The following is an 11,393-nucleotide window of genomic DNA, read 5'->3' on the forward strand; positions in this document are numbered from 1 at the left end:
TAATGAGACAGATTGATGGGGAGAATACTTCTGTGTTAGTTCCCACATTTTGATAGTGAGTAATTGAGTATATTCTTCTCGATTATACTTAATATGGTATTTTTTTAATAACACAAAAATAATAAATTTGAATTGAAAATATATTTGTTCGAAGGACATGCTGTAACTCCAATGTTATATATATAACTTTTATTTCCGGATGCAATCATTTTATTTTAAAATTTAGTAATTTTCATTTGCTAAATAATGATAATAGGTGTTAAATAGAGTTAATAAGATAGATAAAATTTAAGTTTTATAACATCAACGCGTATTCAACTTAAAGATATAACACTTTAGAGTTTTAGTATTATCTTCGGACAACAAATCAGGAGGTTTATATGGATTACGCACATTTAAATTTAGAACATTTTTTTGCGAGACATGATGATTTAGATATGATTAAAGATAAATCAGACTTTGTTATGATAAATAATCTAACAAAAGAAATGATGTACCGTGATGGTGAAATTGAAGGAACAATTGATTTAAATCGTTATTATTATAAAAACAGATCCCAAGCAGTAAGCTTTGTTATGATGGAATATAATAAAAGTCAAGAGTAATGAAATTAAAATTTCATTACTTTTTTTATGAATATGTAACAACAAACATATTAAATTGTACGTTCAACTATTTAGTGTTAGAATTTAAATTTAGATAGTCTCTTAAAGTATATTTTTATAAAGAGAGGACTTAATATTCTTATTATTACCTATGAGGTGTGGACATGACGAAGCATAAGAAAGGCTCAATACTATCAATTATTGGCTTATTGGTAGTGTTAGTGATAGCTGTTGTCGTTGTATTTTCAATGATTTCAGATCAAATCTTTTTTAAAAAGGTTAACCAACAAGAAAAAGTAGAACAGCTCAATATTACTTTAGATAAAGCATCAAAAAAACAAATCGATAATTATACTAGCCAACAAATTTCAAATAAAAATAATGATTCATGGAGAGATGCGTCTTCAACTGAGATTAAAGCAGCAATGGATAGTAATAAATTTATTGAAAGTGAAACTCAAAAATATCAATTTTTAGAATTAGATAAATATCAAGGAATTGATGAAAATAGAATAAAAAGAATGTTAATCGATAATCCAGTACTATTAGAACATTCAGACGATTTCATAAAAGCAGCAAAAGAAAAACATGTAAATGAAGTATACTTAATATCACATGCATTGCTTGAAACAGGATCAACTAAAAGTGAATTATCGAGTGGTGTTGAAATTGATGGCAAGAAATATTATAACTTTTTTGGGGTCGGTGCACTTGATGAAGATCCAGTGAAAACTGGTGCTGAATATGCTAAAAAACACGGTTGGGATACACCAGAAAAAGCAATTACTGGTGGTGCTAATTTTATACATGAACACTTTTTATCAAATAAAGATCAAAACACATTGTATAGCATGCGCTGGAATCCTAAAAACCCTGGTGAACATCAATATGCTACAGATATTAAATGGGCTGAAAGTAACGCAAGCCTAATGTCAAATTTTTATAAAGATATGAAAACAGAAGGCAAATACTATAAATATTTTGTATATAAAGATGATAATAAACATAAAAAAGAATAATCTATGATTTTAAATATAATTAATTATAACAAATGAAAATGATTGAGTTTGTTATACGAACTAAAGAAGGACTAATCCGTAGGAAAAATGGATTAGTCCTTTTTGAATACATAAATGATTGATTTTTGATATTTACATTAGTTAGTAATTTATATTTTATAAACATAGGTAATCGAATTTCGTAAACTGTGAATTAATTATCAAGATGAACGAGAGATGTTAAAGTAGTAAATATTATTTAGCTTTATTTTTCTGTCCAAATAATATAAAAAGCATAATCGTTGATATTATCACTTTTATAATGAATTTCATTAAATCACTTCCTTACTATGTAGCTATAGTAACACTTATCGATTAATATCACATAACATTAAATATAGAATTACACTTGAAATTTAATTTTCATCTTCGAAATAATTGTGTTTTTCTAAAAATCTTTTGGCTACAATTGCTGGTTCTTTACCTTCACCATCTGCTTCATAGTTTAACTTTTGCATTTGTTCAGTACTAATTTTATCATCTAATTTATTAATAGATTTTTTAATTTGTGGATGCTTTTGTAATAATTCATTTGGAGCGACCGCGCTAGCATCATATGGCGGGAAAAAATTTTTATCATCCTTAAGTACAACTAAATCGTACGCTGCAATTCTTCCATCTGTTGTATAACCAAGTGCAACATCGAGTTTATTATTTTTTAGCGCGTCGTAAACTAGTCCAATTTGCATAGGTTTTAAATCATTGAAACCAAAACCATAATGTGCACGGAATGGTGCATAACCATCGCCACCTCTCTTGATCCATGTCGTATCTGTACCAACTCTTACTTTATCTTTTACTTTTTTTAAATCTGAAACGGTATGTAAATCATATTTTTTTGCGGTTTCTTTAGTAACCATAAAAGCAAACGTATTTTCAAATCCATAAGAGTCGAAAAACGTTTGATCAAATTTTTGATTGAATAATTTTTGAGTTACTGACATTGCTTTTTGAGTATTTGTAATAGGTTGTTGTTCTAAAGCTCCAACCAAATCAGTACCAGTGTAGCGTGTACTTGATATGTCGGCATCTCCGCGAAGTAATGCATTATGCTGTATAGTAGCTGAACCTAAGTTGTTAATAATCGATCCAGTAATCTTTCCTTTTGTATCATGTTCTATTAAATCTTTAAGCATATAAGCCATGATTTGAGATTCACTCGTAGCTAAAGCAGAAATTTTAACTGAGTTTTTAGATTGACCGCCGCCTAAACCAGGTAAGTCACAACTTGCTAATAAAATTGAACTAACAATCAATAAATAAATTATTCTTTTAAAAAATTTCATGTTTTAACTCCTTATATGTTTTAGAAATCTTTTTTGATACAACATTTTTATATTAACATATATATTAATTTTGTATAATGGTGGCATAATCCATTAATATGTAATATCAATTAAATACTTGATATACTAAGTATAAATTAATTAAAGTAAGGATGAGTGAAATGCGTATAGCTATCATTGGTATGGGTACCGCAGGTGTTAGTTTGTTAAAAGAATTAGTTAAATATAATGAATTCGAACAAATGGAAGTAGATGTTTATGATAACCCTAAAAACATGGGTCAAGGTGTGCCTTTTCAAAATGACAGCGACCAATTATTAATCAATTTACCTGCAAAACAAATGTCTTTAAATTTGAATAATGAGCGAGAATTTTACGAATGGTATCAACATCAATCTATATTTAAATTTTCTAATCCAGAGTATCTACCCAGATTTATTTTTGGACACTATATGAAAGATTATTTGGAAACTTATCATAATCAATATAGTAATATTCATATGATTAAAGAAGCAGTATTAGAAGTGTATATAGAATCTAATATTGGGGATACGCAGGTTGAATATGTTGTCTGCACATCTGAAAATATAGAGAAACGCCGACGTTATGATATTGTATTTTTAACAATCGGCACGATGTCCTATCATGACCCATATCAATTAAAAGGAACACCAGGTTACATAAAAACACCTTATCCTACTTATGACACATTAAATGAAGTTGATAGTACTGATAGAATTGCCATTATTGGTACTGGCTTAGCAAGTTTAGATGTCATTCGATTTGTAACGGCACATCATCCTAATTTACCTATTACAGTGACGAGTCGAAAAGGTCATTTACCCAGTGTTAGGGGAAATATGCCAGAAATTCAATTTAAATATCTTACTCCAGAAAAATTTAATGAAATCAAAAAAGAATATTTTGGAAACGTACCTTTGGACGAGGCATTGGCATTATTTAAAAAGGACTGTGAATATTATGATATTCCAATAGAAGCATTAGTACACAGAAGGCAAGGCGACCCGATTTTGGATTTAACCTATGATTTACAGCATGCCGAAGTGCTAGGGAAATTTCAAAGTATCTTAGAATTAACAAAAGAAAATTTAAATTGGATTTGGAACAGTTTTAGTAGAGAGGATCAGAAGATATTTTTAGAAAAATACCAATCTATATTAAAAGAAAATTCGAACCCAATGCCTCCTCGTACCGCAAAATTAATTATCGATCATATCGAAAAAGGGCAAATTGAAATCAAAAAAGGGTTGGAAGACGTTAAATATGACGGGCATCAATTTTGTTTTAAATATGAGGATGATTTTAAAGCAATTGATAAATTTGATATTGTCATTAATGCTACTGGTTCAAAATCACATTTATCAGAATTAGACCAAGATGATCAACTGATTCTCAATCTGGAAAATAGGCAAGTAGTCCAAGCACACCCACTAGGTGGTATTCAAATCATTCCAGAAACAAATCAAATTATAAGTCCACGTTATGGTACCTTAAAAAACATGTTTGCTTTAGGTCAAGTTACAAATGGAATTAATCAATCACGTAACGGCGTTATGATGATAGTAAATCAAGCTGTAAGTGTGGTAGAGAATTTGTTGAATGCTAAGCATGATTGATTTTGTAGTGTAGTATACAAACGAATGTTTATCCAATTTAGATGAATCAGTTAAATATGAATTATGTTTCCGAATGAATTTAAATCCGGTTTCATTTTGAGGAAAGCAAAAGAGTAATTTTTGCTAGATGTTCGTTCGTTTTTAGTTTGAATTATAAAAATATTAAATAAGTATAGCATTTAATCATTTATGAAAATATTTTAAGATGTAAATTTTTGATGAATGGATTTGTAAACCAACTTATAAGCATTGTAAAGTCAATAATATAAGCAAGTTGTTACTGATATAAAGCCGACTTAGATAATATGAATTGTTTTTTGTCGAAATATATAGTACGATAACGATGTAGCTTTCAAAAGTTACTTTGACTCAATCATCAATTACAATTTCATAAATATTCTTTCGGGGCAGGGTGAAATTCCCAACCGGCAGTAAATTAAGCCTGCGACCTGCATTTGTTTTGGCAAATGTGGCTGATCTAGTGAAATTCTAGAGCCGACAGTAAAGTCTGGATGGGAGAAAGAATGAAGTATAACAAAAAGGCACTTATACAAGTGTTTATTTAACGTACATTTTTCTAAAAATTGGAGAAGTGTATCCAAATTTAAGTAAATTATGTTATATCTAAATACATCCCACACCTGAAATGAGTTTCAGGTGTTTTTTTATTATTAAGAGGTGATTATATGAGTCAATATTTAAATTATGCAATTCAATTGGCGCAGATGGTAGATGGCCAAACTGGTGTAAATCCTCCTGTGGGTGCAGTTGTGGTAAATCAAGGTAGAATCGTCGGTATTGGTGCACATTTACGAAAAGGTGACAAACATGCCGAAGTACAAGCTTTAGATATGGCAAAAGCAGCAGCAAATGGAGCGACAATTTATATATCTTTAGAACCTTGTTCACATTATGGTTCAACGCCACCATGCGTAAACAAAATTATTGAATTTGGTATTTCAAAAGTTGTTTATGCTGTTAAAGACACAACCTTATCGTCTAAAGGTGATGAAATTTTACAAAATGCTGGAGTGAAAGTCGAGTTTCATCATAAGCCAGATGCTGAAGCATTATACAAAGACTTTTTTATTACTAATCGACAAGGCGTTCCTGAAGTTACTGTAAAAGTATCTTGCAGTTTAGATGGTAAACAAGCTACTGATAGTGGTGAAAGTAAATGGATTACCAACAAAACTGTTAAACAAGATGTATTTATGCTCAGACATAAACATGATGCAGTAATCACCGGGACTGGTACGTTAAACGCAGATAATCCACAATATACTACTAGGATTGAACAAGGTAAACAACCTATACGTGTGATACTTTCAAAATCTGGACAAGTCGATTTTACTTTAGACATTTTTCAACAACCGACGACGCCAATATGGATTTTCACAGAAAATAAAAATTTAAAAAATCAAGATAAAAATATAGAAATAATGTATTGTTCAAATTGTACGATTGAAAATATTTTAAAGCAGTTATATCAAAACGGGATTGGACGTGTTTTGGTTGAAGCAGGTCCCACGATTACTTCAGAATTTCTCCAATCTAACTTTACAAATGAACTCATCTTATATTACGCCCCGAAAATAATAGGTGGTTCTGGTGACAATCAATTTTTCAAAACAGAAAATGTCTTTAATTTATCAGACGTTCCTCAATTTGAAATTGTAAATTCCAAAATGCTTGAGCAAAATATTAAATTAGAATTGCGAAAGAAGTGAATAATTATGTTTACTGGTATTGTCGAAGAAATAGGAACTATAAAAAAAGTTACAACACAACAAGCGGTTGTTAATTTAACAATTGATTGTAGAACAATTTTATCTGACATGCATATTGGTGATTCTATTAGTGTAAACGGTGTATGTTTAACTGTTATACAATTTGATGAACGGTCATTTTCAGTCCAAGTAATCAAAGGTACTGAGAATAAAACCTATTTGAATCAATTAAATCAATCCGCTGAAGTGAATTTAGAGCGAGCAATGAGCGGTTCAGGAAGGTTTGGAGGTCATTTTGTACTTGGCCACACTGATGAAGTAGCTAGAATTACTAGAATACAAAACTCAGATAATTCTAAAATTGTAACTATCAAACCATCTACTTCTGTGATCGATCAAATGGTACAACAAGGTTCAATCACCGTAGATGGCGTTAGTTTGACAGTATTTCAATTACGAGATACAGAATTTGATATTCATCTTATACCAGAAACAAGAAGATCAACTATTTTAAATCAAAAACGTGTTGGTGACCCAGTACATATTGAAACAGACATGTTGTTTAAATATGTAGAAAAAATAGTTGGTAAAAGTGAAAAAGGTTTAAGTTTAGAAAAACTAAGCGCTTTTGGATTCTAGGAGGGGTAAAATGCAATTGGACAGTATAGATTTAGCACTTGAATCACTAAAAAAAGGTAAAAGTATCATTGTAGTAGACGATGAAAATAGAGAAAATGAAGGAGATTTAGTAGCAGTTACTGAATGGATGTATGATAATACTGTTAATTTTATGGCTAAATATGGAAGAGGATTAATTTGTGCACCGATTAGTAAAAAAATAGCCGAAGATTTAGAACTTCATTCAATGGTTAATCATAATTCAGATGTTTATGGCACTCAATTTACAGTTAGTATTGATCATATTAACACTACAACTGGTATCAGTGCTGATGAAAGAATGCTTACTGCAAAAGCATTAATCGATAATAGTACAACAGCCGAAGATTTTAATAAACCAGGCCATTTATTTCCATTAGTTGCTCAAGAGAATGGTGTATTGGCTAGACGTGGTCATACTGAAGCCTCTGTAGATTTAGCTAAATTAACTGGCGCAAAACCAGCAGCGCTGATTTGTGAAATTATGAATGACGATGGTTCAATGGCAAAAGGTGATGATTTAGAAGCATTTAAAAATAAGCACAATTTGGTAATGATATCTATCGAAGATTTGGAAAAATATAGAAAGCAATCTGTTTCGTCTGTTGCAGCAAAAGCTAAAATAAAGTTGCCTACTGAATATGGTAATTTCGACATGTATGGTTTTACAACAAATAATGGTGAAGAAATTGTAGCAATCACAAGTGGTAATATTAACGAAACAGAGAATGTACGTATACATTCTGCTTGTTTGACTGGAGATATTTTTCATAGTCAAAGATGTGATTGTGGTGAACAGCTTGCTGCATCTATGAAATACATTGATAAAAATGGAGGCGTTATCCTTTATTTACCTCAAGAAGGTAGAGGAATCGGTTTAATTAATAAATTAAGAGCATATGAATTGATAGAACAAGGATATGATACGGTTACAGCAAATATTGCACTCGGTTTTGATGAAGATTTAAGAGAATACCAATATGCTGCTGAAATTTTAAAATATCTAGGTATCAAACGTGTGAATTTATTAAGTAATAATCCTAAAAAATTTGGAAGTTTGGAGAATTACGGCATTGATATTGCCAAAAGAATTGAATTGGTAATACCATCTAACCAATATAACCAAGCTTATATGAAAACAAAAAAAGAGAAAATGGGTCATTTAATATAGGAGGAATAAACATGAATTTTGAAGGTAAATTAATAGGATCAGATTTAAAGGTAGCGATTGTCGTAAGTAGATTCAACGATTTCATTACGAATCGTTTGCTAGATGGTGCTAAAGACACTTTAGTTAGACACGAAGTGCCTGCAGAAAATATTGATGTTGCATATGTGCCTGGGGCTTTTGAAATCCCATTAGTAGCTAAAAAATTAGCTCAAAAAAGTGATTACGATGCAGTAATTACTTTAGGTTGTGTGATTAGAGGTTCAACGTCACATTATGATTATGTATGTAATGAAGTAGCGAAAGGTGTTTCAAAAGCGAATGATATTTCAGATACACCAGTTATCTTTGGAATTTTAACAACTGAAAATATTGAACAAGCTGTAGAACGTGCAGGTACAAAAGCAGGAAACAAAGGGTCTGAAGCAGCAGTAAGTGCTATAGAAATGGCAAATTTATTGAAAAAAATTTAATGATTCAAGTAATAATGAGTAATGTTATTTAAAAATAAAAATTAGGTCAGAACTCTAGATATCATTTCCTCTGCTCAAAACAAGAGTCAGGCATATAAATCCCAAAAAATAGCACTCAGATGATTTAATTCAATTCATCTGAGTGCGTCTTTTTATTCAATACTTCATATTGTTGGCTCGCTTTCTTTGGGGACAGCTTTAGCCTGTAGTCTTCAGCTAGTCCTATCCCTCGAGAGACTTGCTAAAATACGTCATATTTGTCCAAGAACTATATGATTCAAACAAAATTATTTTGAGAAAGGGGATTTATGTCCCAGTCCCTTCTAGTTTTAAATTTTTGTTTTTGCTCGTCATACTTGGACTATAAATATAGTTTGCATAATCCGTAATCATTCACTTATTCATAAATATGATATTACATTTGATTATTCTAACAATGTTTTGAAAAGGTTTAAATTACATACACTTTAATCATAAAATTTTTATTTTTTAAATTTTTTGTATAGCCATGCACTTAAAGCTCCAATAGTTGACAGAGCTCCAACGACTACTCCCATTTTTTTCAACACTTCGGGTTTCATAATTTCTAAAAACATTAGATTTAAATTTTGAGGTCGTTCTGCTAATCTTCTCATAAAGTAACTAAACCAATCATCACCGTATGGAACATAGATACAGAAATGATTGCCTTCGCGCGCTAGTGATTCTGCCAATTCTGAGCGGAAACCATACAACATCTGAAATTCATATTTATCTTTTTCAATATTATTGTCTTTAATAAACTGTTTAATATGTGTGATGATAGCATCATCATGTGTAGCAATAGAAGTGACATTTTTCGCATTTAACAGTCGCTTTTTAATTAAGCGTATGTAATTATCGTCAATTTCTTCTTTAGTTTGATAGGCGATGTTTTCATTTTCTTTATATGCACCTTTGACCATACGTAATCGTAATTCTGGGTATTTATCGACTAGTGCATCTGCTTTATATAAATATCCTTGTATAACAGTTCCTACATTTTTAAATTCGCCTTTTAATCGGTCTAAAACTTGTGTAATATCAAATAAGCTATCATATTTTTCAGTGTCTATATTAATATGCATATTACCAAAATCGTTAGCTTTAAGTAATATTTCACGTAAATTACGATAAGCAAGATCAATGTCAAACTCAGAACCTAATTGGCTGATTTTGATAGACATATGACCATCTAAATTATGATTGTTGATAGCATACATCACTTCTAATATTTGGTCTTTTGCTTGTATTGCCTCACCTTCATTTAAAACAAATTCACCAAGACAATCTACTGTGACAGTAATCCCTTTGTTATTTAAACGTTCAATTGTGTCCACTAATTCTGGAATAGTGTTCCCTGCAACTACTTTCTTGGCACCGAACATAGGACCAATTTCCTTAGCTGCTTTATTTAAAAATGGATTGTTAGATAATCCTATAAAAAAATTTTTCACAATTGGCATATTAATTCCTCCCATTCTGCTTATAGCTGTTCTTTCAATAATAGTGTAGCATGAATCTAATAGTAATGAAATCGTTTACAATAAAATTTATTACACTAAATATTATATACTACACGATAACATTGTCTCACGCTTTAGCTATGAGTTATAATCATAAAGTTATAGGAACACATAACAGTATGATTTATGCGTTAAAAATGGAAAAAGTACATCATATTTTGATACAATGTAGTTATTGAAATTATTGTAGAAGGGGAAGTATGGAATATGTGGAAATGGGAAACAGAAAACGAGGCAAAGGGTGTCATTGTAATCGCCCATAACATGCTCGAACATACAGGTAGATATGCATATGTTATAACAATGCTTCGTAGAAATGGCTACCATGTAATCATGGGTGATTTGCCTGGACAAGGTCAAACTACACGTGCTAATAAAGGACAAATAGCAAACTTCGAAGTATACCATGAACATGTGCTTGAATGGATTAGAATAGCTAATGAGTATAAACTTCCGACTTATTTTTTAGGTGTTGGCCTTGGTGGGCTTATCATTTTAAATTTACTTGAAAAAGTGGAAGTGCCTATTGAGGGGCTAATGTTGATTTCTCCATTATTAGAATTCAAGAAAAATAAAAAAACTAGAAAAGATAAAATTGTGTCGAATGTAGGAAAATTAACTAAAGATACAAGATTTAAAATAGGTATTACAATTGAAGATTTAACACGTAATGAGGAGGTTATTGAAGAGGTAAAAGCGGACCAACTCATGCTTCAGAAAGTTACGTATCATTGGTATAAACAAATCATTGAAATCATGAAAGAAACTGTTACACATTTAAAAGATATTAAACCACTTCCTTTATTATTAATGTATGGACTAGAAGATAAAGTGTCTGATATTTCTACTATGAGTTTAATTAAAGAAAAAATTACTACAGAAGAGTTATATTTTAAAGCTTGGCCTGGGTTGAATCATGAAATACATAATGAACCTGAAAGAGATGACGTAATGCGCTATGTTCTAGCATTTCTTAATAATAGCGCTAGTAATATTGGTTTTATTGTACATGATGAAAATGAACTTTCATAATTTATATAATAAATAATGGTATCGGATCTTGAGTATCATTTTATGAAATGCTTAATAAGTGTTAACAACCATCTAATTGATACAATTATGACTTAACAATCATTGATAAAAAGAGTGAATAAATTTAATCTGTCGTTGATTTTATTGACACTCTTTTATTTATAAAAATAATGTGAAAAAAATCACAATAAACATTGATTTTT

10 protein-coding genes and 1 riboswitch are annotated in these 11,393 nt (G+C 30.5%); of the genes, 8 read left to right on the top strand and 2 right to left on the bottom strand.

The features are described from left to right. Positions 1–380: 380 nt before the first annotated feature. Together CD150_RS12775 and sagB are read left to right on the top strand one after the other, a co-directional pair. A complete protein-coding gene (locus tag CD150_RS12775; RefSeq protein WP_019468074.1) occupies positions 381–605 on the top strand; it encodes a hypothetical protein in 225 nt (74 codons plus the stop codon). A gap of 164 nt (positions 606–769) precedes the next feature. Next, positions 770–1,624: a peptidoglycan release complex glucosaminidase SagB gene (sagB, locus tag CD150_RS12780; RefSeq protein WP_103161655.1), complete on the top strand. Its 855-nt coding sequence runs from the start codon at positions 770–772 to the stop codon at positions 1,622–1,624. A 395-nt stretch (positions 1,625–2,019) separates the two neighbouring features. Here the strand turns inward: sagB and CD150_RS12785 are convergent, their stop codons facing one another. After that, positions 2,020–2,949, bottom strand: a complete 930-nt coding sequence (locus CD150_RS12785; protein WP_046208326.1) for an osmoprotectant ABC transporter substrate-binding protein — start codon at positions 2,947–2,949, stop codon at positions 2,020–2,022. A gap of 161 nt (positions 2,950–3,110) precedes the next feature. On the opposite strand from CD150_RS12785, the gene CD150_RS12790 reads away from it, so the two are divergent. The 5 genes from CD150_RS12790 (at position 3,111) to ribH (ending at position 8,614) form a co-directional block, all read left to right on the top strand. After that, a complete protein-coding gene (locus CD150_RS12790) occupies positions 3,111–4,586 on the top strand; it encodes an FAD/NAD(P)-binding protein (protein ID WP_103161656.1) in 1,476 nt (491 codons plus the stop codon). 394 nt (positions 4,587–4,980) lie between these two features. Next, positions 4,981–5,114: riboswitch (FMN riboswitch) on the top strand. A gap of 158 nt (positions 5,115–5,272) precedes the next feature. Beyond that, positions 5,273–6,316 (top strand): bifunctional diaminohydroxyphosphoribosylaminopyrimidine deaminase/5-amino-6-(5-phosphoribosylamino)uracil reductase RibD, encoded by a 1,044-nt coding sequence (gene ribD / locus CD150_RS12795; RefSeq protein WP_103161657.1) that lies wholly within the window; start codon positions 5,273–5,275, stop codon positions 6,314–6,316. A 6-nt stretch (positions 6,317–6,322) separates the two neighbouring features. Further along, positions 6,323–6,955: a riboflavin synthase gene (gene ribE / locus CD150_RS12800; RefSeq protein ID WP_073341629.1), complete on the top strand. Its 633-nt coding sequence runs from the start codon at positions 6,323–6,325 to the stop codon at positions 6,953–6,955. A gap of 10 nt (positions 6,956–6,965) precedes the next feature. Further along, positions 6,966–8,144: a bifunctional 3,4-dihydroxy-2-butanone-4-phosphate synthase/GTP cyclohydrolase II gene (locus CD150_RS12805; protein ID WP_073341632.1), complete on the top strand. Its 1,179-nt coding sequence runs from the start codon at positions 6,966–6,968 to the stop codon at positions 8,142–8,144. Positions 8,145–8,155: 11 nt separating this feature from the next. After that, positions 8,156–8,614, top strand: a complete 459-nt coding sequence (gene ribH, locus CD150_RS12810; protein ID WP_046208331.1) for a 6,7-dimethyl-8-ribityllumazine synthase — start codon at positions 8,156–8,158, stop codon at positions 8,612–8,614. Between the two features lie 482 nt (positions 8,615–9,096). Here the strand turns inward: ribH and CD150_RS12815 are convergent, their stop codons facing one another. After that, positions 9,097–10,098: a proline dehydrogenase family protein gene (locus CD150_RS12815; protein ID WP_073341636.1), complete on the bottom strand. Its 1,002-nt coding sequence runs from the start codon at positions 10,096–10,098 to the stop codon at positions 9,097–9,099. Positions 10,099–10,365: 267 nt separating this feature from the next. Here CD150_RS12815 and CD150_RS12820 point away from each other — a divergent pair, with 267 nt between their 5' ends. Further along, the gene (locus tag CD150_RS12820) at positions 10,366–11,190 is read left to right on the top strand and encodes an alpha/beta fold hydrolase (RefSeq protein WP_073341639.1); all 825 of its coding nucleotides are present in this window, start codon (positions 10,366–10,368) and stop codon (positions 11,188–11,190) included. Positions 11,191–11,393: the final 203 nt, after the last annotated feature.

Origin of the sequence: Staphylococcus ureilyticus (assembly GCF_002902235.1) — a bacterium.
GTDB lineage: Bacteria > Bacillota > Bacilli > Staphylococcales > Staphylococcaceae > Staphylococcus > Staphylococcus ureilyticus.

Coding starts and splice junctions, on each gene's coding strand:
- CD150_RS12775 (WP_019468074.1), top strand. CDS start 381: ATGGATTACGCACATTTAAATTTAGAACATTTTTTTGCGAGACATGAT.
- sagB (WP_103161655.1), top strand. CDS start 770: ATGACGAAGCATAAGAAAGGCTCAATACTATCAATTATTGGCTTATTG.
- CD150_RS12785 (WP_046208326.1), bottom strand. CDS start 2,949: ATGAAATTTTTTAAAAGAATAATTTATTTATTGATTGTTAGTTCAATT.
- CD150_RS12790 (WP_103161656.1), top strand. CDS start 3,111: ATGCGTATAGCTATCATTGGTATGGGTACCGCAGGTGTTAGTTTGTTA.
- ribD (WP_103161657.1), top strand. CDS start 5,273: ATGAGTCAATATTTAAATTATGCAATTCAATTGGCGCAGATGGTAGAT.
- ribE (WP_073341629.1), top strand. CDS start 6,323: ATGTTTACTGGTATTGTCGAAGAAATAGGAACTATAAAAAAAGTTACA.
- CD150_RS12805 (WP_073341632.1), top strand. CDS start 6,966: ATGCAATTGGACAGTATAGATTTAGCACTTGAATCACTAAAAAAAGGT.
- ribH (WP_046208331.1), top strand. CDS start 8,156: ATGAATTTTGAAGGTAAATTAATAGGATCAGATTTAAAGGTAGCGATT.
- CD150_RS12815 (WP_073341636.1), bottom strand. CDS start 10,098: ATGCCAATTGTGAAAAATTTTTTTATAGGATTATCTAACAATCCATTT.
- CD150_RS12820 (WP_073341639.1), top strand. CDS start 10,366: ATGTGGAAATGGGAAACAGAAAACGAGGCAAAGGGTGTCATTGTAATC.